This window comes from Candidatus Woesearchaeota archaeon, from assembly GCA_030651375.1.
In the GTDB taxonomy this organism is placed as follows: domain Archaea; phylum Nanobdellota; class Nanobdellia; order Woesearchaeales; family UBA12501; genus JAUSFM01.
This window is the reverse complement of the sequence record JAUSFM010000003.1, coordinates 234,264-254,869: the sequence shown is the minus strand read 5'-3', so window position 1 is coordinate 254,869 and position 20,606 is coordinate 234,264. Positions and strand designations below refer to the sequence as shown.

Sequence of the window (20,606 nt, the reverse complement as noted above, 5' to 3'; positions counted from 1 at the left end):
GGTGATCAGTTTTTTTGGTTTATGATTCATCAAAATAAATTCAATTCTCTTTTCCTTTGTTCGAATTCATCATTCTTCCAACTTGCTGCTGTAAAAGCTCTGCACGCCGCTTCGTATCCTTTTAACTCTTCTGCTGTCGCGTCTTTGACGTATGGTTGCACTTCACGCAGTCGTGTGCGAATGACATTGTCGAATAGTATATGATTACTATCACGGACGATTTGCTCAAAGATATTTCTTGTTTCATACGATCCGGGTGTTCCGGTGTATTTCGGTGCTGTTTTTGTTCGCAGGTCAGCAAGCTGTTTCCATGCACCTTTATTGAGAAGGCCGTACATAATCTCTTCGATATGCTCTTTTAGCCCGGGCATTGAATGCATATCTCTGTATATTTTCATTTCTTCTGCAATCTTGTTGAAGACACAATCTACTATTTCTACAACTCTATCATAAGACCCCCGGTTCAACAATACTTTTGAGTCGAATCGCGCCATCTCTTGTCGGGCTTTATAACCATCTTGGCGCTCTACTTCTCCCGATACTTCATCAATTCTTTTGGTCAATAATTTTTCGCAATACTCTTGATAAGATATTCTGCCCTTTCTATGTGTCTCCCTGGCATCCGAATTCATTATCCCCCGCGCCTCTTCCACCGGCGCTGGAACCAATGCGCGGGTGAGTTTTTCAAGGTTCGGCTCCATGCCGAAGGCTCTGCATAATCCAGCGTATTGTTTGACGTCTGCATCATCTTCTGTTCTGCCGTATAAACGGTGATGTGATGATCTTAATCGGTCGCGGGCGAGCGCGTCGATGGCGGCTGTTTTCTTGGCGCCGAGGACATATTCTACTGTGTTAAAGTCCCTACCACGTTCTGCACTATCTAAACGAAAATTATTGGTTCTTATATGCCCTAACTCGTCCAAGGCGCCTTTTGTTAATAATCCAAGACAAATATCCTCAAGAAGCCCTGCTTCCTGCCGCGCGAATTTTTTTGCTTTTCGTGGCGTGTTTTCAACTACCCATTTTCTATTTATTTCACCAGTGATGTAGTCGAAAACTTGTGTTACTTTATCATAATCTCCTGCTTCCAAATGTTTCGTCGCGTAATTGCGCACAAGCGTTTGTCGTGCTTTGGCGCCGTATCTTTGTTCAACCTGTGGGAAACTGTGGTGTCCGTCGACTAAGTTGTCATGTTCTTTTTCGAAAGTGTTTTTTGCTTTGTACGGTCTACGGAGGAGAGAGGTTCCCAAAGTATCAACATCTTCGATTTTTCCCGTTTCGTGCATTCCAATTTGAAAGAACACATCTATAACAGTTCCACCTATCAATCCGCCTGCTGCCGCCATAAGAGTGGAAAGTATGTCTGCGCCCATAACACCTACATATGTTCCGAGGCCTGTTGCACAGGCTAACTTTACCGGTGACAACCACCATATCGCTGCATCTGAGTTTACATTATCAGCATACCATTCCAACCCTCTCTGCAACCAGTTTCTTTCCTTATACTCCTCATCCATCTTCGCAAGGGCGCGGGTGGGTGGATGTTTATTGTTGAGTGTTTTGTATATCTTCAATGCGCCGGCTACCATCCCTCCAAAAAATCCGGCAGCAGTGAGCACACCTTGTCCTAAGGTGTAATTCTCAGGATGAGCCGAGAGCTCAAGCAATTTTTCAGCGATGCCCGTCTGTAAGAGATAGTGTCCACCGGCGCCTCCTGCAATCACCGCTCCTGCTATTCCACTAAGGACTGGTGTTTTTGTGTGATACCATTCTACTGTATGCGGCACTGCTTTATTTAACGCCTCAACACTCATCTCCTTCGGCATCAGCGCGCCGGTTGGTTTTGCGAGGGCGGTTGTGAATGTTTCGTGTTCTGCTGGCCCCGGCAGTTTTTTCTCTGCCCGCACTTCTTCAAGCGCGCCCATGACATGGTCATGTAATCCTGAAGTTTTCTCTTCCACCTCATACAGCCGCGTTTTTGGATTGTACCTTCCAACCGTTCCACCGCTCTGCACCAGAAGTTTCCGTACATCATCAGCTCGCTGCGGCCGATCTTTTTTATTCTCGCGCAGCATGGCTTCGAGCGTTATTTTGGTTGCGGGATGAATATTCGTTGCCCGTTGAATCAAATCAATAGGGTCATACTTGCTGGTTTCTGATGCCTGAAATCGGGGATCATCAAAAATGGGAGGCTCGCGATGAGTTGCCGCAGCAACGGCAGTTTCTGCAAGAATGTACCAGTCAGTTGCAGACGAAGTGCTTTCGTTTCGCCGTTGTTCTGGTGCAAGATAATTTGCCTTGCCAATAATCGTTTCACTTCCGGTGATGTGGGGGCGAAGCCGTGCAACGCCAAAGTCAGTTACCACGACGCGTTCAAAGGCAAACGGTTGGCCTTCTTGCCAGCCGTTGGGATATTCAAGCATGATGTTGTGGGGTGTCGGGTCGCGGTGGACAATGCCGCGCTCATGTGCGGCATCAAGGCCATCGACTGATTGAAGAAGGACTTTATCAATTTCATCGGCTGAAAAATGATAGCGTGCGTTTCCGCGCGGGTCGATAACCTCTTTGACTGATTTTCCGTTGATAAGTTCCAGCAGGAGGTGGAATGCGCTTCCGTATCCGCCGACGTCTTCAAGAAATGAGTGGCCGTAGCCGACGACGTTCGGGTGGCTGATGCTTCGCAATGCTTCTGCTTCGCGCCGAAATTCCTGCTCTTCTTCGCTGTCCCATTTTTTGGCTTTGCTAAAATCAAGAAGCTTCAGTGCTGCGGTCTGGCCTGTGGGAATATGCTGTATCTCATACACCGTTGCCATGCCGCCGCTGCCGATTTGTTTGATTATCTTGAACTGCGTAAGAAACGGCGTGCCGGGTTGGTAAGGGGTGAGGTCGCTCATACTGGGTGCGATTCCATACTACTCGTATTTAAGACTTTCTTTTATAACTACTATTTAGAAGTCACTTTTTCACAAATTCAACATTCGGAAAATGATCAAACTCCTTATCGCCGGTGAGAAACAGCATGCCTCCTTTTTTGGCGCTGATGTAGCCAACCGCATCGGCGTAGGATATGTCCCTTTTCTTATATTTTTCTCTAAATCCTACTGCTTCTATAACGATGTCTTTGGTCACTTCCTGAACGCATGACTTGAATTTTTCATATATCTCTTCTGCTTTTTCTTTTCCAAACTGAAGATGTACAGCTGCAACAATTTCAATGAGATTGAGAATCGTTATGGTCACTGGCTCTTCGCGGTATTTAAAATAGTTCGGATTTGCTTTGAGAATTTCTATCACAGCATAACTATCAAAAAAATAGCTTACCATCCCCTTTTCATCTCTTTTTTAATCTCGTCAGTTGATTTTGCCCAGCCTGCACAGAGGCCGAAAAACTCTGCTGCCTTCTGTTTTTTACTGAACGACAAGGTGATTTTTTCATTCTCGTCAATATGGTGCTGTTCGATTATCTCTTTCGGAATCACAATACCAAGAGAGTTTCCCCAGCGCCGCGTGATGCATTCGACTTCGGTCATGGTGCCACCTTTTGTTAATCTAATTATACTTAGAATAACTTAGTTATATTTAAATGTTTTGGTTTTTTAACTCCTGTATAATTATCTTCTTACAATCCTCCACACCATCAATCTTGAAAAACCGCCCTGACGGATAGGCACAACAAATACTTTTTTCTTCATTGCAGAATCCAAGACATTTGACCGATGTGCAATACACTTGTGTGGTCAGGCCTTGCTGCTGTATCCAGTGCTTGATTTCCTTGACCTGCGCTTTGGTCATGCGCGGGCAACAGCTCGGCATGCCGGTTGTCTCTTGGCGATCATTGATGCAGACAAAAAGGTGCACGCGGGGTTTGGGGAAATGAACTTGCTCAATCATACCACTGCAAAAAGCGAAACAATATAAAAGCCTTTCTTTTAAACTACTCTATGCACTTTCGGAACAATTCTATCGAAGACGCCGTGCAAAACGAGCTTCTCCATCAGGCATTAACGCTTGCCCACCACAAGCATGCAGCGATGCACAAGAAAGATGAAAAATTCGAGTTGCACGTTATTGAAGACACCAGCAAACTTTCTCACGCCGTGGAACAAAAAAACGAACAAGAAAAAACAGAACATCAGCAAGACCAACAAAAAGAAGAACAGCACCATCACGACGCTAATTATCATCCAGTTTCAGACAAATACGACGCGCAATTCCACGTCGACACACTCAAGAATTGCATGATCGGATGTGACTGCGGATGGACCGCACACCTCACTGAATTTCTCAATGAAGACATTGTGCGTGTTGAAACAAAAACCGAAAAAGAAAAGCCCTATCACCGCGCAGCGTCATACACTGCTGATTCTGGCGGATATTGAGTTTTATTTTCAAACACGTGCTGGATTGAGTAGGGCGGCGCCGTTGCATACACCTTTGCAACGCGCGCGTCAAGATTTTCAACATCAGACACGCGCCCGTTGTTCATCAAAATAACCACCATTCCAGTGATAACAATAATGGCAACGACGGCATAGACATATAACCTTGCTTCGCCGGGTTCTTCTTCCGGCTGCTGCCGTTTCTGCTCTTTCACGTTCATGCGCCCACCACCCCAGCAAGGAAATAGCCAATGCCATATGCTACAGCAGCAGCAATGCCACCAAGGAGGAGCATTTCAAGCCCTGATACTAAAATATTTCGGCGGGTAACTTGCACTTTGAGCGCGCCGAGGGTAAACAATGCCAACCCCGTCAGCACACTTGCCATAACAAACTGATTCGCCGCTGCAAAACCTGAAAAAGTTCCAAGTACATACGTTAAAAGCGGGATAATGCCAAACACTGCAAATGACACGAATGTCGCCACTGCATTATTCAGCGGTGATTCATCATCTTCAACAATACCAAGCTCCTCAAGCATCATGATGTCCACAAATGTTTTTTTCTTTTTTGAAATGATATCAACAACCCGTTCGGCATCACCGCGCGACAAGCCGCGGCCAATATAAATTTCAATCATTTCCCGTTTTTCTCCTTGCAGGTGATTGTCCACTTCCCATTCTTCGCGTTCCCGTTCCGCTCCATGATATTCGCGCTCTGCTTTGGTGCTTAAGTAATCACCAAACGCCATCGATATGCCGTCAGCAAACAGATTTGCAAAACCGAGAACCAATAAAACTGTGGTTGAAAACGATGCGCCCGTTGCACCGGCGACTACTGCAAACGTCGTAATAATTCCGTCCAGTCCTCCATACACAACACTTTTGAGGTATTTTGCGTTTCCGTGTGTTTCTTCATGTTTTTTTTTGCCCATGCCCGCGTGCGCTGCGATGCTTGCAGAAACATCTTTTGTTCTGAATGCGTCGCGTGCCTTTTCAATGCTGCGGGTGAGGCTGGATGGCATGGCTCTTGTGGGGCGTTTGTTGTTTATAAAGATTGTTGAGAACTTATTTACCGACTTCCTTATCATCAAACACCCTGCTGCCAACCGTCTTCTGCTGTCCTTTGTACTTGCCGCTGTACGGCCGCTCTGCCGCTGTGTTCATTTTGTGAAAAACCATTTGGCAGATTCTTCTGCCGGCCTGCAGTTTTATCGGAAGCGAATTTGCGTTGTATAATTCGAGCGTAATCTTTCCTTCAAATCCGGGATCAACCCAGCCGGCGTTTTGCACAAACAGGCCAATGCGGCCGATAGAGCTTCTGCCTTCAACAAACGCAACCATATCATTCGGAATTTTGAAATATTCTTGGGTGGTTGCCAGCACGAATGAATGCGGCGGAATTGTTACTGTTTCGCCTTCAATTTCGCGGTAGTGAATTTCAGAATCAAGTGTGATAATTTCCATCTTGTTGGACTCAACTACAAGAAAATTGCTGCCTAATTTGCAGTCAACCGACGCCGGCTGGACGCAGTCAAGGTCGAGCGGCTCAATGACCAATGTACCCTCTGCAAGCATCTTTTTTAATTCAACATCAGGAAGTACCACACTATCACCTATTATTGGCAATCAATCAGAAGTATATAAAGATGATGGGAGTGTGATACTATTTATTTTCATACATGAATTCCGGTATCTTATCTCTCGCCTTTTCTCGCGCCGCCTGATGTTTTTTCAGGAAGGTATTTACTTTTTCAATCAGAATCATCTTTAACTCACCAGACAATAATTTGCCAGAGGTATAGTCATCATAAATCTTCTTCAGTTTTTTGTCGTCTTCTTCATAGAACGTGAGCCACTGGTATGCGGTATCAATCTCCGGATTGCCCCCTTTTTTGCGGTGCTCTTCAACCGTCGCGCCGCCGCCGGAGAAGGCGTATTTTTTGATTTTATGCTCGACCTCTTTTGGCGTGTCGGTTGTGTAAACAGCAGTTGTTGTGTCGGACGCTGACATTTTTCCCTGCGGACTGCCGAGCGGCGGAAGAAATTTGCAGTGGATAATCGCGGGCTTCGGATACCCCAACTTTGGCAGCACGTCTCTGCACACCCGGAAGTGCGCATCTTGGTCAATAGCCAGCGGCACAAGGCAGGGCATGTTCTTTCCCTTGAGCACACTGGGTAAAAATGCAGGTACTGCCTGCATGGCGGTGTAAAAAATCTGGCCGATGTTGTGCTCGTTGGTAAAGCCGAACGTTGCGCGCGTAGTGGAGAATGTTATTTTTTTTGCGACACGGCAGGCCTCTTTGTACATGGTGCCGGCGTGTTTTGTGTCAACAAGGAAGTGCGTTTTCTTTGGGTTGAAGCCGAGGGCGATGACGTCGCACATATTTTCTTCAGTCCACTTCGCTGTATCTTCAAGTGTCAAATCTTTCTTGAACAGGAATTTCTCTTCATCCGGAAACTGGAACCACAAATCAACATTGTACACATCCTGCAGCCATTTCGTGAACATCCATGGCACGAGATGGCCGAGATGAATGCCGCCGGATGGCGCGCGGCCAGTATAGAGGAAGAACGGATTTTTTTTGTCGTACTCATTCAGCAGCCAGCCAAGGTCGCGGTGCGAGAAAAAGATTTTTCGCCGCAGAAAATAATGAAGTTCCCCTGCCTGTTTTTTTATTTGTTTGAGGAGCTGGTCGTTGAGTGGTTCAGTGCCGAATTCCTTCACGAGTTTTTCATAGTCAACTGCACCGGTGACCTCCCACGGCGTGACCTGTTGCTCTGCTGGCTTCATTGTTTATCTCCTCTGTGCACTATCAATAAGTATTCCTATGCCAAAACCAAGTACGCACCCAACAAAAATCCCGCCCAATCCTGATCCGCTTCCAATAAGCGAACCGAGTATGGTTGTTACCAAGGTGATATTACTTATTCGATTTGCCATTTTTCTCACCCTTTTTTATTTTAAAATTAAAAGACAAAAAAGATAACTCGATATCACTTCCCGTAATCTTGTGAGCTAGTGTGGTTACAACTGAAAAAAAGATTATTCCCGCACCAATTGCAGCCACTATAATCAACAGGTTTTTCGGAGATACGTTTAGTATCATCGTATACAATACTTCGCAGTAATCAATAGCCATCCTGTTTCCTCTTATACTACTATCTACCCCCACGTTTTTATACTATATAAAGTTTTTAGTTTCCACCACAACAATATTTATAAATCATCGTCTATTTCTTGACACTCTTCACGGGGGTATTTTGTATGTCACGACGCTTTATTGGACTGGTAGTCATCAGTGCTTTGCTGTTTTCACTTTTCTCCGCTGCAGCTGCAGCGCGGACCTATGAAATTCAAAACGATGATGAAATCGAACAAGTCAAAGCCTTGCAGGCGCAGAAGTATTCTCAGGGAATAGGGGATTATCACTCATATTACGGCACCGATGATACCGATGCACTGCGCGATGATATGTATTTTTACGAAGTGAACGATGCGAACCGCGACAGCCGGCTGCGCAATGAAGTCAGAAATGGATTTGACCGGCTTGCTGAAAATAAGGGGGCAGGAGCGGATTGGTCAAGCCGCCGCGAATTGTGCCACGACTGGGACTGGATGTATGACTCGCTGTACCTGCAGATTGATGATACCAACGATTTTTTCCGCTTGGTAAACCACTGCGAAAACAATCCAGCATTTTATGATTCGATGTTTAATTACTGGGAAGGCTCATACTATTCCTACCGTGGCGAGTTTCCGCCGTGGGTTGCACCCCAGGATGGTGTTCGTGTCTGCGCCAAGGCAAAGAACTACCAAGAATTTTTGCAATGCAGAGACACCTTCCTTCCGCACTACCGCGCTGACGCCGGTTGGCCGGCAGGGTATTTTGGCCACACTGGTTCGGTTGATTACGGAAAAGACGCCTATTCCTCATGGGCTGACCGATGCGCTGCAGAAATAGCAGCAGGCAGCGAAAGCAACTGGTGCCGAGAGCGGCGGCCGTGGATTGACGGTACCGTAGGCAACTAATCTTTTTATCTATTTTTTTTATATCTATCTATCTTTCTTTTTTGTCCTTCTTTTGTTTCATCGGGCCTCTAAAAAACCCTTTTTAAAGCTTTGCCCAAAGGTTTATAAATAACCTCCTTTTTGGGGGGTTTAGGGGTTTCTGACAACGATTAAATCGCTAATCGCATAACGCGAGGTGGAACTTTGAGAAAAGAAATAATTGCTATGTTAATAGTGCTGGCACTTGTTGTGCTTGGCTGCACGCAACAGTCCGCTCCTCAAAAGCAGGACAGCGCGCAGGAAGCACAAGCCGCAGCGGGTGCGCCTGAAGGCGTTACCAATCCGCAAAAGAACTACGTGGACTTCCAACAGGCAGTCTCGGGTACTGTTGTGGGTGTGCTGCCGGTCAATTACGGCTACTTTGTGAGCGTTGCAAAAGACAGCAATGTCCAGAACGCCAAAGTGTACCGTGATGTTGTCAGCAAACAGAACTATGCCATCGGCCAGCCGGTAACCGTCAAGGTTAACGTGCACGACCAAGTTGTTGGCATATCTGCATAAATCGTTTATTTTTTGTTTTTTTCTTTCTTTTTATTTTTTTTACTTTAACCCTGTGCGACATTCAGGTCGTTAATCATATCATTCATAAAATCTTCTTCTTTTGGCTCTGGTGCGTCAATCTGTGACACCGGCACAAATTCTCCGGCTTGCGTTTTCTTGCCCAGCTTTTTTTCTTCACGTTCCTTCTGCCGTTGTTTTGCTTCCTCAATCGCTTCAGCCCGCTTGCTTGGCACTGCCTGCCATTTTTCGATGATGCCGGAGCTTAGGCATTCGAGTGGAGGCGCCGAAATGTTGCGCCAGCTGTACAGCCGCCAGCCAGTCCATTCTTTGGCCTCCTTGGCTTTCGGATTCGCCTGCCAGCCGTGTGATGCGATTGGCCGTTCGAACACAATGTCATAAAAGCCTTCATGCGTGATAAGCTTCTCTTCATCAATAAACATATAGCAATACGCGTGCTTGCGCAAGGTGTTGAAATCAATGTCATAATTCGCAATCCACACGCGCCCGTTGTGCTCGTCCATCTTAAAGATTGAGCCGGTGAAACAGGTGTTTAACAGGCAGTTCGGGCAGCCCATCCAGCCGCAGTTTTTTTCCTGCAATTTTGTCGTGCGCGCGTAATTGAGCAGGGAAAGATCCTGTGTGTCGACGAAGTATTCGTAAAAACTGATTCTGTTTATGTCATCATCTGCCCGCAAAAACGAGATATCGCCGGTTATGCTTGCCGTTCCAGGCCGGAGCACCGCAATGCATGAAAGAACAAAGAGTAGTGCTCCAAGAACAACAACCGTATCGCGCACCTCGTTCATAGGCGAATACAAGATTCAGGCCTTTTTATATGTTTTCATTACAAACAGATATTAAGAAAAATAAGTCCAAGAAAAATCAGCACCAGCTGCGCTGATGAGATTTTTCATGGAAAAAACTTACAGAATGCGTGCACGGCTTGTGCCGGGGCGTACACTGTCTCCCTTGGGTGATTTTGCATCAACCAGCTCAATTTGCACACTGTCGCCGCGCCTGAATTTTCCCAACGCCGCGCGCGCTGCTGCGCTCTTTGCCGGATGTTGCTGATACCAGCCAACCTTAAACTTCATGCCGGTACTGTCAATGACGACATCGCCGCCGTCCCATCGTGCTTTTTTTCCCATGTCTTCACCTCATTTTTTAATTAGTTTAAACTACGTTGAGCATGAACTGTTCGGCCTATCCCTGTTCTTCTTCTGTTTCTTCAACTTCTTCGACGCCTTCAAATTCAGCGCCGCAGCTGTGGCAAAACTGGTCGTTTTCATGGACAACCACGCCGCAGTCGCATGTATGCACGTCGTGCTCCTCAATCTCATTGCCGCACGTCCTGCAGAAGTTGTCACCGCTCAATGCATCATTGCTGCAGTCTTTGCATTCTACCATCGTTTCACCAATCCTTCAAGATATCCTTTGATTATTAAATCTTTTCATTGGCCTTTAAAAAACTTTATAAAGCGAAATAACCTTTAAAAATGCATGAAACGCATTATCACTAAACTCGTTGACCGCTTCCTGTCAAAATCCAGTACTGCCTTCAAACAGGTCATTCTCGTGCGCACTGATTTGAAAATGCCGGCAGGAAAGCTTGCAGCGCAGGTTGCCCACGCCAGCGTTGACGGCGTGCTTGAGTCCGACAAGAAAATAATCGGAGCGTGGCACCGTGAGGGCATGAAAAAAGTGGTGCTTGCCGTGAGAACCGAGCAGGAGATGATGAGCTACGCTGCCAGCGCGCTTAAGCAAGGGCTGGTCACCTGTGTGGTAGTGGATGCCGGCAAAACCGTTGTTGCGCCGGGCACGAAAACCTGCTGCAGCATCGGCCCCGAGCTCGAAAAAAAAATTGATGTGGTGACGGGGAAACTCAGGCCGCTGTAACCACAAGCTATCTAACAATCCTATCTAACCATAAACTATAAAAACACCACTTCTCATTTCTTGGATATGCACCACATTGATCTTGAGAAAGTTATCAAGGAAAAAATTGAGCCAAAAGTTGAGCACAGCCTGCATCAGATTCTTGGCGTGACCATTGGCGAATTGAGCCGAGATATCACAGCGAAACTGGGCAAGAATCCGTTTTTCGATTTTCACATCGACACAAAAATAAAATTTAAAGACGCAAAAAAGCGGTTTAAGGAAGCGTACTTGCGCAAGCTCCTCCTGATAACGTACGGCAATGTGTCTGAAGTTGCGCGCATCGCTGCGGTTGACCGGCGCTCGGTTCACCGCCTTGCAAAAAAAGGAAAAATTGATATTGACCAAATACGGACCGATATGGTAAAAGCATACGAAGTCAAGCAGTCAGCGGTGACATCCATGATTGAGGATGTGCTTGACAGCTACAAATCCGTGCTGCATCCGGCAAAACTGGAGCGCGCGTACCACAGCGTTTCCGGCTTGTCCAAGGAAATCGTCGACAATCTGCCGGATGAGCCGCTGCCGCTCAAAGATGCAGAAGAGGTTTTTGAAGCTGAATACCTGCAAAAGGCGCTTGATGAAAATGGCCACCGCATGGCGCAAACCGCAAAAAAAATCGGCATTCGCTCTGAAACGCTCTTCCGCAAGTGCAAGAAGCTTGCGCTGGTTGCTTGAGGTGAATCCATGAAACAAACCCATACAACAACAAAACTGTCCGTGCTCATCGTCTCCTTTCTATTTTTACTCTCTATCATAATTGTTGTCCATGCTGATTCAATTGATGTGTTCTGCCAGCACAGTGTGTCAGGTGTTGAAAACTGCATCAAGGAAATTGCCATCCAACGGCATGACATTAAAATTTGTGACCGCATTGTATCCGATTCTATGCGGGGAAGCTGCATTGGCTCATTTGCCAAAACCCTGGATGATATTGAGCTCTGCAAAAAAATTCCCAAAGATGCCCGTGGCGCCGACGCGCGCAACCGGTGCTTCCTCAAGTTTGTCAAGACTGCCGAGGACCAGTACATCTGCACTGACTTTATCAAAGATGAGAAATACAAGGACGATTGCTTCTCTGCTATTCTCGACAAAAAGCGAAATGACACCACGCTCTGCGCTAATTTTGTCAGCCCCGGCAAGCGCGTCGGCTGCTACATGAAAGTTGCCAAGAACCTGCACAATCCTGAACTCTGCACGCTGATTCGTGACGAGGGAAAAACCGAGCGCACATCACAATGCCGCTTCTGCGAGCAAAAAGGAATCAATTATCAAGAAGAATACCAAAACTGCCAGAAATATTTTTTCATGGATAGCATTACTAATCTGTGCGATGCGCATGAAAAACAAATCGAAGTTAAAATGGCCAAAGGCGAAAAGCAGGAACTCACTTTTTCCGGCGAGAATCAAATTCGTGACCGTTTCTGGATTACGTTCAACTGGGCGGTTCTTGATGGGGAATATACAGCTTATGCTGCCACCATAAAATTCAGCGATGGCGTGCGCAATGACGCATTTGAATCACTTCATTTCGGCGATTCAGCAAAAGCTGCGCAGAATGATGTGGCGGTTCAGCTTCTTGACCTGTGGAACGAGGCAGAAACCAGCGATAGTGGCGGCACGGTAAGCGAGACGACCTATGCAACGCTCTGCGTTTTCCGTCCCAGCACGCGTACAAAAGAAGAGCCCTCAACTTCTAGTTCATCATCACGTACGACGGGAACTCTTTCAGCCGATGAGCAAGCACGCCGCAAAGCTGACCTGCTCAAAGAGCTTGAAGAAAAACGCAAGCGAAAACAACAGGCGCGTGAAAGCAACCATACCAGTGACGGGAATGAAACAACATCATCAGATGGAGATGCAGAAAACACACAAAAATCAGCATCCGGAACAGAGAACGCGAGCAAATCTGCTCAACCTCAGCAGCAAAACAGCAGAATAAAAGTCCGTAACGGAGGATTCTTTTACCGGTTCGTTGGGTTTTTCAAAAATCTGTTTTCTTAACTATATTCTCTTCTTAATTTTTTATACCTTTTTTTCTCAATTATCGTATCTTGACTGCAGAAAAGCCGTCATGGTTCTTCGCATATACTAATCGCTCTTTGCTCTGCGTGTAAATCGTAAACAGTTTCTCTCCCTTTGCAACCTGGTCGCCGACGTGCTTGTACAAATAGAGGCCTGACCGTTTGTCTTTTGGGCAGCCAGCGAGCCGCGCAATTTTTGCAATAATAGTGTTATCGATGTGGCGCACTATGCCGCTGCGCGGTGCCAGAATATCATGCGAGAACCGCCCGATTTCTATGTCATCAATTTTCTTAATGTTAGCGCCCTGCGCGTTGATGATATCCCACATTTTTTTGTATGCAGCGCCAGTACTAAGAAGTTTTTCTGCTAATTTTTTCCCCTCACCAGTGCGCGTCCTGCCAGTCATTTCAAAAATGTAACCTGCCATAGTGACGCATTTTTTGCGCAGGTCCAGTGGTTGGTTGGGGTGGTTCGATAACATCCACATAACGTCGCGCGCTTCCAGTGCCGGACCAATGCCGTTGCCAATGGGCTGGCGCCCGTCGGTGAGCACGACAAATACTTTGATGCCGATTTCCCTGCCGACGATTTCAAACAGCCGTTTCAGCCGACGTGCCTGATGGTGTGAACCAATTTTTGCACCCGTTCCGATAGGAATATCAATGAGCACATGCGTTGAGCCAACCGAGCCTTTTTTTGCCATGATCGAAGCAATGAGCTGGCCTTCAGCATCAATGCTCAATGGGTGCTCAACATTGATGATAACATCATCTGCCGGCGCGAGGTTGATGGCGCCGCCCCAGACCATGCACCCACCGATTTTTGCGACGGTGCGCTTCAGCTCACTGCTGTTGAGGCACACATTGCATAACACTTCCATCGTGTCTGCGGTGCCGGCAGGTGAGGTGATTGCGCGTGACGATGTTTTTGGCACACATAATCCTCCCGCGATAAGAATCGGAATCACTGCCAGGGTTGAGCGGTTGCCAGGCACCCCACCGATGCAGTGCTTGTCCACCACCATGCGGTTGCCGAAGTGGAGCTGGTCGCCGGTGTGAATCATAGACTTGGTGAGATGGACAATCTCTTTGAGGCTCATGCCCCAGATATAATTTGCCGTGACATAATACGTGAGTTCAATGTCGATGAGTTTTCCGTCGACAATATCCTTGATAATCTCATATGTTTCTTTCTCATTGAGCGGATGCCCATCCAATTTTTTTCTAATGTGCTTGAGCGCAATGGGTTTGTCAGCAATTTTCAGATGGACTTCATCACCATCTTTTGCATGGAGTGCATCAATGACTTCTTCAAACAAGCCGATTTTTCCGACAGGTGCCGCCCTTCCAGATTCGCCAATATCAACAATAGCAATACTAGTTTTGTTTCCCTTAGTAAGAAGAATACGATCCGTAGCGTGCAGGTCAAACCTCTCGGCATCTTCCCGGTTGATGATGGCAATAAGCGGCCCGCCGGTTGCAATGTCCATATCCTTGACAAGCAGTTTCATCAACACCCTCTTTTTTCTTTTTTATCTACTTTTTTCTTTTGTTTGTTTAACCGATGAGCACTCTTTTTTCTTTTTCATACACGCGAATGAACGAGACCAGCGTGGCGAGCACGACCGGGCCGATAATGAGCCCGATGGGGCCGAGTGTTACCATGCCTCCAAGCAGGCCCAGCAGAATCACCGCAGGATGCACGTTGCTGCGCTTGCCGATAATTTTTGGCTTCAGTACATTATCAATCATTGAGACAATGAAAAATCCGTAGAGGAGTAATCCCACTCCTTTCCAAAGAATCATATCATTGCCTGCATCAGCTCCGTTAATAATCTGCACCAAGCCGACGGGCAGCCAGATAAGTACTGAGCCGACAAACGGCAGCACCGCGGCGAGCGCAGTCAGCGCACCCAGTAGGAGTGGCGAGTTGATGCCAAAAATGAAGTATCCGATGGTTGCGACAAATCCCTGAATGAGGCCGACAATAATCATGCCGTACACGGTTGCATAAATCACATCACCAGTCTGTTTTTTCAGGTCTTGTTTGAATGATTCCTGAAACGGCAGCAGGTTATACAGGCGCTGCATCCATGCGTGGCCGTCACGGAAGCAGTAAAACATCACAAACACCGCGATGAATAATTTGACGAGCATGCGCGGCAGAAAAACAACAAAGTCAGACGTGTACTCGATGAGTGCAGCGCTTATTTTTCCGAGCGCTGCCTGGATACGCGTGATAACTTCAGGATTTGTAATAACTGCATCAATTTTTTCTTTCAGCATGCATGCAGAGCCATCGCACGGCCCGGGGAGTTCTCTGAAAATTCCTTGCTTTGCGATTTTTTCTTTTGTTTCCTTGTACACTTTTTTGACATCTTTTGCCACGGTTCCGATGATGGCAATAAATGGTATGGAAACAACCAGGAGAATGATGAGTGTTGCGAGGAGCGCAGAGCCATTTTCACTTTTGATGCGGTTGTGGAGCATCGAATAGACCGGATAAAAAATGTATGCCAGCACTGCGCCGGTAAGGATAGCCTTGAGGAATGGCTGGATGACAAAAAATGAGAGTGCTGCACTAAGGAGGAAAAAAGCCAAAAAGGTGTACTGGGAGACGGACGGGCGCATATCTTTCTATAGTTATAAAAAGGTTTATAAACTTTGCGCTGCGGAGCACTGCCTGTATAATTCTTTGCGGTGTTGCATGAAAAGCGGGTAGACCTGTTTCATTGTTTCGTTGAGGCTGGTGCGCTCGATAGCTTTTTCGGTTCCCAGCAGCAATTCGTATTCAGGCGCCTCGCCGATTTGTTGCTGGGTGAATCCGAGCTGCGCCTGAATCTTATCGACTGACTTTGCCCGGCCCGGCCCAAAGCTGGTGAGCTGCAAAAAGAGCACGGCATACGCAGGAATATTTGCCATGGCAAATTCGGGAAAAAGGCCAGCAAGGTTTTTGCTTGCGTTATAATATGTTTGACGAATGGTGCCCATGGTGTTAGGGCTTACTCCAAGATTGGTTGTCGCGATAATGGGCAATTCTTCTCGTGCGATTTTGTAAAAATTAAAAGAGCCCTGCCACACTCTATACCTGAGTTCGCCATCATCTGGCCCCAGCCCTACCATGTCATTTTCTTTGTATCGGCCGCGTTCGATGCAGCGTTTCATCAACGATTGTGCAAGGCCGTACAAGAATCGGTCTTTGTCGGAGGTTATTTCAGCAGGATATGACCCCTCACTTTTTGATGCGTGTGATGCGAGCCTGGCAGTTGCTTCGGCGAGTTGCTGTTCCAATCCTCTGATGAGGGCTTGGGCAGAGACATTTTTTTGTGCTTCTGCGTCATAGGCACGGCGAAGTTCCGCATTGACGTCTTTCAAGGCGTTTACTGTTCCTTCATCTTGTTTCTCTTTTCTTTGCGGTTGATGCTTTCTAATCAACGCTTCAAGCCCTTCTTCATTCATCGGCACCACCGCCAGAGGCGCTTCCGCAGCATGCGTGCCGTTTTGCAGGCGGGTGAGGCGTACGCCACTGGTGTCGAGCGCATAGCGCAGGCGAAGTTCTGACGCATCAGTAAATACGGTTGGTTTGGGCACGCTGCTGAATTGTCCAACGCCGATAACATATCGGTGCGCATCGCCAACCGTGACAAGGTATGTTAATCCTGTCCGGTTGGCATCGGTTTGCAGATAGAGCCGTGCGCTCTCATCAATGGCAGGTGCTATGCCGATCTCTTCTGCGGTATGCCGGATTGCTTCAGGCAGGGCGAGCGGAAACGTAAACACGCCCGAAGCAGCGCGTTTGGCCAGAATTGTTGCACTCGTAAGTTGTTGGAGAATATCAGCAGTGGCATCTCCCCCAATAAATGTTCTCAGCAACTCAACAGGCACATACACGGTAACCATACGCCGCGGTTGCGTCGAATTGTTTATAAAGATAGTTGTACAATAGTTGTAGTTGGGTTAGTCTTTGTTCACTGCTTCTGCGCTTTCCGGTTGTTCACGCGTTTCATCAGTTCCCAGCTCATATTCGCCAAGCACGCTCAACAATCGCTCGCGTGTCTCCGGTCTCGGTCCTGATTTACCAATCACATAATGCGAGATGGTTGTTTCGGTTACACCCATTTGGTCAGCAAGCCATCGCCGGGGTTTATCCAACTCGGTCAGCCGCCTTGTTATATAATCGCCTAATTCTTGCCGCTCTGCTTCTTTTTCTTCTTTGCTCTCTCCGACTGGTACATACCTTCTTTTTCCCTGTCCTTCTAATTCGTCTTCATAATACGGTCTGAGGCTTCCCGCGTTCGCCGGATGGCGCAATTTTCTCAACGCTTTTGCCTCAATCTGGCGGATGCGTTCACGGGTCAACTCAAAATCAACGCCGACTTCCTCGAGAGTATGGTCACGGGATTCGCCAATGCCAAACCGCAGACGGAGAATCTTTTCTTCGCGCGGTGTCAATCTGCTGAGAGTTCTGTTCACGCTTACGGAGAGGCCTTTACGCATTATTTCCTTTTCTGGCCTGACCGAGTTCGGGTCTTCAATAAAATCTTCGAGGGTACTTTCGTCATCCCCCACCGGTGTTCCAAGAGAGATGGGCTCTTTGGCCACTCGCTTTGCCTTTATCACAGTTGCAACGGTAATATCAAGAAAGTTGGCGGTTTCTTGCGGCGTTGGCTCACGCCCCTCGGTTGCAACATATTCTCGCTCATAACGAACTATTTTATTTAGCGTCTCTACCATGTGCACTGGTATGCGAATTGTTCTTGCCTGGTCAGCGATTGAGCGCGTTATTGCCTGCCGGACCCACCAGGTTGCATAGGTTGAGAATTTGTAGCCGCGCTTATAGTCAAACTTATCCATAGCGCGCATGAGCCCAATGTTTCCTTCCTGGATCAGGTCAAGAAATCCCATGCCACGGTTGGTATATTTTTTGGCGATGGAAACAACAAGGCGCAAATTGGCATTCACAAACTTTTTTTTAATTCTGTCTGCAGGCGCCAATGCGCGGTTGTACGCGCTGATAAGTGCATCAAGCGGTTTGAGTTTCTTTTCATACTCTTTATACTCATTGGGCCGTATTTTTTTGTTTCCCAACAGCCGGTAGTATCCTTGAACCTCGTCAGCTTCGCTTACCTCTTCCTGCTCTTCCTCGAAATCGTATATCATCTGGCGATATTCTTTCGGACGCATCCTGCGAATTTCTGGTGAGAACGCGGCTTTGGTGAGCAGGCTGGCAATAGTTTTCTGGTCCTTTTCCGGTTTCGCACATTCTTTGACAAGTGCTTCAAGTACACTGCTCTGGTTTGCTGCATCAAACTTTTCGCTCGCTTCATCGCGATAATCAAAGAATTTTTTGCGCGCTGTTTTTTCTTTATCCGTCAGTTCCTCGCCGGCTGCAGTCTTCTGTGCAACCCGATATGCGTCGGCAATATCAGTTCTAAATCCTTCTGCTTGTTCCGGAAGTGTTGCAATCACCGCTGCAATGAGCGGTGTTGCGGCGCTCCACGCCTGCTGTTCATACTCGGCAATGGCGCGCGCCATGGAAACTTCTTGTTCTCTTGTAAGCAGATCTATCTTCCCAATTTCGCTCAAATATTTTCGTATCGCATCAAATTTGAGTCTATATCCCTCACCCGCTTCTTGCCTTTGTTTGAGCTCGTCAACTAAGTCGCCTTCGTTTGCAGTATCCCTCTCATAGGGTCGTGGCTTTGCAGGTGCTTTTTTTTTTATTCCCCTGCGTGCCTGATATGCCCGTAGTTGCTCGGGCGTGGAAAAACGAAATGCGACATCATAGTTTCCCTCTGTTGTTATTAACCGTTCAACAGACAGGGTATCCGGTGCAACGACCACCGCAAGATTTTTTTGGCCGCTCGGTGGCACATACTCAATCACGGCGCCGGCAACCAGTGTTTCGTCACGTGATATCCTGATGCCCACCCCATATACTTTTTTCTTGCCCAAAAGCGCAATGGAAACTTCAAGAATTTCTTGGCGGAAAAGCGTGGGTGACGCTTCATCTGGTACGGTAATCACTCCCTGATAATTGACCGTGCCACGGTGCGTGAGCGGCATTCGGTACGCGGTCTTCGGCGGGAGTAGCTGGAGATAATCACGTGCATCAGTAATCACGGCGTCCGGGTTTTCTCTTTGTTCATCTTCTCTTTGGCCATCTACTGCAGGGAACATTATATCAAGAACCAGAAGACAGTATAAAAAATTAGTGGCGTCGTTATACTCTGGTTATAAACTAACGGTTCACGCAGCTGATTTTCGTAGCATGGAGCGCATGCTGCCGTAGATAAGAAGTCCGACGATAATGATGGCAAGTGAAACAATGCTGCCTGCTTGTACTGATACCCGCTGGTCAGGCACCGATGCGCTCTTTACTGAAAGCACGGCGTTGTGGATGTTTCTTTTTTCTTCTGGTGGTTGCGGTTTTGCTGGCTCTTCTTTCTTCTGTTCTTGTTGTTTCTTAAACTCACTTACCGACGTGACAATGGGCGGCGGCTCGTTAAACTCTCCAAAGCTGACGGTGAGCACGTTAATGCCCAAGACGATTCTCGGCGGGATGAGTTTCTTGAACCGCGGCTCTTTTGGCGCAAACTGGTCGATAGAAATGCCGACCCGCTTCTGCGGGCCGTCTTGGGGCGTTGTTGCATCGACAAATTGCTGGCTCTTGGTAAATGCGAGAACACTGAGTGAGATGATAAGAATAAATACAACGCTTATGCCTGCAACAAGTATTCGTTTCATCATTTACCCCCCGAACGTGGGAAAAGCGGGAGGTATAAAAAGATGATTATATTGGGAAATATATATCGGAGATTATTGGTTGGGTGCTGCTTCCGGAGCCATACGCTTTCCTATATACTCACCAATCCCCTGGGCCGTGCGAAGCAGCATCGCTTGGTAGCGCGGATTATTGCGGAACGTCTCATGCACAGCACTTGCTACATTGGTGAGCACGATTGGAATGTTCCAATAATCAAATGCTTCTCTTCCTTGGAATGCATGAACCGTGTTTAAGACGCTGTGGTACGTGCTCTGGGAAACAATATAACCACTCGCGGCGTAATACGCCACATTGTGGGCGATGTTTCTTCCTCGTGTCCAATACCTACTCACTGTTTCTATGCCTTCTGCCCCTCCAACGATGGCTGCCGGCAGTAACCACACCAACGGTAGGGGATGTGCGCCTGTTCGCAAATCTTTTACATCACGTCTTGCTTCGTTAAACGTCATTCGCGCAAAGGTCGGAATTGCAAATTTGCCGAGGCCTCCGGCAAAGATTCCCGTTGCTAATCCGCTTGCTATAGGCATTATTGTTCCCATGACTTTGAGAACAGTATCCTCAAGTGACCGCATAGTTAATCTCCTCGATCCTATTTTTTTACTATGGTTATTTGTTTTTGTTTAAATTGTTTGTTATCTAAAATAAAACACGGCGGCGCTGGGATTTTCATTCCAGAAGGCTTTTACACCTTAAGAGATTTGAACCCAGATACCCTTTCGGGAAAGAGGTTCTTAGTCTCTCCCTCAACCAAGTCGAGGATCGCCGCCGTGAGTGTGAAAACGAAACATATTTATAGTTTCTTTAGCTTGCTAAGCTTGGTTCTTAGTCTCTTGCAGGCGCATACCTGCATCGCCGTTTTTTTCTTTTTTTCCCATTCCGTAAGATACTCTTCTTAATATGCCTTGCTGG

24 protein-coding genes and 1 tRNA gene are annotated in these 20,606 nt (G+C 47.1%); 6 read left to right on the top strand and 19 right to left on the bottom strand.

Going from position 1 to position 20,606, the window contains the following annotated elements:
* Nucleotides 1-29 precede the first annotated feature (29 nt).
* The 4 genes from Q7R76_01355 to Q7R76_01340 form a co-directional block, all read right to left on the bottom strand.
* Nucleotides 30-2,894 carry a serine/threonine-protein kinase gene (locus Q7R76_01355; GenBank protein ID MDO8642220.1) on the bottom strand — a complete coding sequence of 955 codons (2,865 nt, stop codon included), beginning with the start codon at nucleotides 2,892-2,894 and terminating at the stop codon, nucleotides 30-32.
* 61 nt (nucleotides 2,895-2,955) lie between these two features.
* Nucleotides 2,956-3,324 (bottom strand): type II toxin-antitoxin system VapC family toxin, encoded by a 369-nt coding sequence (locus Q7R76_01350; GenBank protein MDO8642219.1) that lies wholly within the window; start codon nucleotides 3,322-3,324, stop codon nucleotides 2,956-2,958.
* On the bottom strand, nucleotides 3,318-3,530 hold the full coding sequence (locus tag Q7R76_01345; GenBank protein ID MDO8642218.1) for an AbrB/MazE/SpoVT family DNA-binding domain-containing protein: 213 nt from the start codon (nucleotides 3,528-3,530) through the stop codon (nucleotides 3,318-3,320). Before Q7R76_01345 ends, Q7R76_01350 begins: the two co-directional genes overlap by 7 nt.
* A gap of 49 nt (nucleotides 3,531-3,579) precedes the next feature.
* On the bottom strand, nucleotides 3,580-3,891 hold the full coding sequence (locus Q7R76_01340; GenBank protein ID MDO8642217.1) for a hypothetical protein: 312 nt from the start codon (nucleotides 3,889-3,891) through the stop codon (nucleotides 3,580-3,582).
* Nucleotides 3,892-3,941: 50 nt separating this feature from the next.
* On the opposite strand from Q7R76_01340, the gene Q7R76_01335 reads away from it, so the two are divergent.
* The gene (locus tag Q7R76_01335; GenBank protein MDO8642216.1) at nucleotides 3,942-4,379 is read left to right on the top strand and encodes a hypothetical protein; all 438 of its coding nucleotides are present in this window, start codon (nucleotides 3,942-3,944) and stop codon (nucleotides 4,377-4,379) included.
* On the opposite strand, the gene Q7R76_01330 is transcribed toward Q7R76_01335, so the two are convergent.
* The 5 genes from Q7R76_01330 to Q7R76_01310 all read right to left on the bottom strand — a co-directional run bounded on the left by Q7R76_01330 (nucleotide 4,337) and on the right by Q7R76_01310 (nucleotide 7,521).
* Nucleotides 4,337-4,600, bottom strand: coding sequence for a hypothetical protein (locus Q7R76_01330; protein MDO8642215.1), 264 nt, complete (start codon nucleotides 4,598-4,600; stop codon nucleotides 4,337-4,339). The genes Q7R76_01335 and Q7R76_01330 overlap by 43 nt on opposite strands.
* The gene (locus Q7R76_01325) at nucleotides 4,597-5,403 is read right to left on the bottom strand and encodes a VIT1/CCC1 transporter family protein (protein ID MDO8642214.1); all 807 of its coding nucleotides are present in this window, start codon (nucleotides 5,401-5,403) and stop codon (nucleotides 4,597-4,599) included. Before Q7R76_01325 ends, Q7R76_01330 begins: the two co-directional genes overlap by 4 nt.
* A gap of 43 nt (nucleotides 5,404-5,446) precedes the next feature.
* Nucleotides 5,447-5,986 carry a dCTP deaminase gene (gene dcd, locus Q7R76_01320; protein ID MDO8642213.1) on the bottom strand — a complete coding sequence of 180 codons (540 nt, stop codon included), beginning with the start codon at nucleotides 5,984-5,986 and terminating at the stop codon, nucleotides 5,447-5,449.
* A 58-nt stretch (nucleotides 5,987-6,044) separates the two neighbouring features.
* Nucleotides 6,045-7,172 (bottom strand): tryptophan--tRNA ligase, encoded by a 1,128-nt coding sequence (locus Q7R76_01315; GenBank protein MDO8642212.1) that lies wholly within the window; start codon nucleotides 7,170-7,172, stop codon nucleotides 6,045-6,047.
* A 130-nt stretch (nucleotides 7,173-7,302) separates the two neighbouring features.
* A complete protein-coding gene (locus Q7R76_01310) occupies nucleotides 7,303-7,521 on the bottom strand; it encodes a hypothetical protein (protein MDO8642211.1) in 219 nt (72 codons plus the stop codon).
* A 125-nt stretch (nucleotides 7,522-7,646) separates the two neighbouring features.
* Between Q7R76_01310 and Q7R76_01305 the strand changes: the two genes are divergently transcribed.
* Both Q7R76_01305 and Q7R76_01300 read left to right on the top strand, forming a co-directional pair.
* Nucleotides 7,647-8,411 carry a hypothetical protein gene (locus Q7R76_01305; protein MDO8642210.1) on the top strand — a complete coding sequence of 255 codons (765 nt, stop codon included), beginning with the start codon at nucleotides 7,647-7,649 and terminating at the stop codon, nucleotides 8,409-8,411.
* 183 nt (nucleotides 8,412-8,594) lie between these two features.
* Nucleotides 8,595-8,951, top strand: a complete 357-nt coding sequence (locus tag Q7R76_01300) for a hypothetical protein (protein ID MDO8642209.1) — start codon at nucleotides 8,595-8,597, stop codon at nucleotides 8,949-8,951.
* A 44-nt stretch (nucleotides 8,952-8,995) separates the two neighbouring features.
* Here Q7R76_01300 and Q7R76_01295 read toward each other — a convergent pair whose 3' ends face one another.
* From Q7R76_01295 to Q7R76_01285, 3 genes are all read right to left on the bottom strand, one after another.
* Nucleotides 8,996-9,757, bottom strand: coding sequence for a hypothetical protein (locus Q7R76_01295; GenBank protein ID MDO8642208.1), 762 nt, complete (start codon nucleotides 9,755-9,757; stop codon nucleotides 8,996-8,998).
* Between the two features lie 117 nt (nucleotides 9,758-9,874).
* Nucleotides 9,875-10,099, bottom strand: coding sequence for a hypothetical protein (locus Q7R76_01290; protein MDO8642207.1), 225 nt, complete (start codon nucleotides 10,097-10,099; stop codon nucleotides 9,875-9,877).
* A 55-nt stretch (nucleotides 10,100-10,154) separates the two neighbouring features.
* The gene (locus Q7R76_01285; protein ID MDO8642206.1) at nucleotides 10,155-10,358 is read right to left on the bottom strand and encodes a zinc ribbon domain-containing protein; all 204 of its coding nucleotides are present in this window, start codon (nucleotides 10,356-10,358) and stop codon (nucleotides 10,155-10,157) included.
* A gap of 93 nt (nucleotides 10,359-10,451) precedes the next feature.
* Between Q7R76_01285 and pth2 the strand changes: the two genes are divergently transcribed.
* The 3 genes from pth2 (at nucleotide 10,452) to Q7R76_01270 (ending at nucleotide 12,890) form a co-directional block, all read left to right on the top strand.
* Nucleotides 10,452-10,847, top strand: coding sequence for a peptidyl-tRNA hydrolase Pth2 (gene pth2, locus Q7R76_01280; protein MDO8642205.1), 396 nt, complete (start codon nucleotides 10,452-10,454; stop codon nucleotides 10,845-10,847).
* Nucleotides 10,848-10,913: 66 nt separating this feature from the next.
* Nucleotides 10,914-11,564, top strand: coding sequence for a helix-turn-helix domain-containing protein (locus Q7R76_01275; GenBank protein MDO8642204.1), 651 nt, complete (start codon nucleotides 10,914-10,916; stop codon nucleotides 11,562-11,564).
* Nucleotides 11,565-11,573: 9 nt separating this feature from the next.
* Complete coding sequence (locus Q7R76_01270) at nucleotides 11,574-12,890, top strand: hypothetical protein (GenBank protein MDO8642203.1); 1,317 nt, start codon at nucleotides 11,574-11,576, stop codon at nucleotides 12,888-12,890.
* 40 nt (nucleotides 12,891-12,930) lie between these two features.
* On the opposite strand, the gene Q7R76_01265 is transcribed toward Q7R76_01270, so the two are convergent.
* From Q7R76_01265 to Q7R76_01235, 7 genes are all read right to left on the bottom strand, one after another.
* Nucleotides 12,931-14,421 (bottom strand): AMP phosphorylase, encoded by a 1,491-nt coding sequence (locus tag Q7R76_01265; GenBank protein ID MDO8642202.1) that lies wholly within the window; start codon nucleotides 14,419-14,421, stop codon nucleotides 12,931-12,933.
* Nucleotides 14,422-14,467: 46 nt separating this feature from the next.
* Entirely contained in the window at nucleotides 14,468-15,541 is a 1,074-nt protein-coding gene (locus Q7R76_01260) for an AI-2E family transporter (protein ID MDO8642201.1), read from the bottom strand.
* Between the two features lie 24 nt (nucleotides 15,542-15,565).
* A complete protein-coding gene (locus tag Q7R76_01255) occupies nucleotides 15,566-16,810 on the bottom strand; it encodes a hypothetical protein (GenBank protein MDO8642200.1) in 1,245 nt (414 codons plus the stop codon).
* A 57-nt stretch (nucleotides 16,811-16,867) separates the two neighbouring features.
* Complete coding sequence (locus tag Q7R76_01250; GenBank protein ID MDO8642199.1) at nucleotides 16,868-19,090, bottom strand: sigma-70 family RNA polymerase sigma factor; 2,223 nt, start codon at nucleotides 19,088-19,090, stop codon at nucleotides 16,868-16,870.
* Between the two features lie 69 nt (nucleotides 19,091-19,159).
* Nucleotides 19,160-19,657, bottom strand: a complete 498-nt coding sequence (locus Q7R76_01245) for a hypothetical protein (protein MDO8642198.1) — start codon at nucleotides 19,655-19,657, stop codon at nucleotides 19,160-19,162.
* 72 nt (nucleotides 19,658-19,729) lie between these two features.
* Complete coding sequence (locus Q7R76_01240; protein ID MDO8642197.1) at nucleotides 19,730-20,269, bottom strand: hypothetical protein; 540 nt, start codon at nucleotides 20,267-20,269, stop codon at nucleotides 19,730-19,732.
* A 77-nt stretch (nucleotides 20,270-20,346) separates the two neighbouring features.
* A tRNA-Leu gene (locus Q7R76_01235) sits at nucleotides 20,347-20,464 on the bottom strand.
* Between the last annotated feature and the right edge of the window lie 142 nt (nucleotides 20,465-20,606).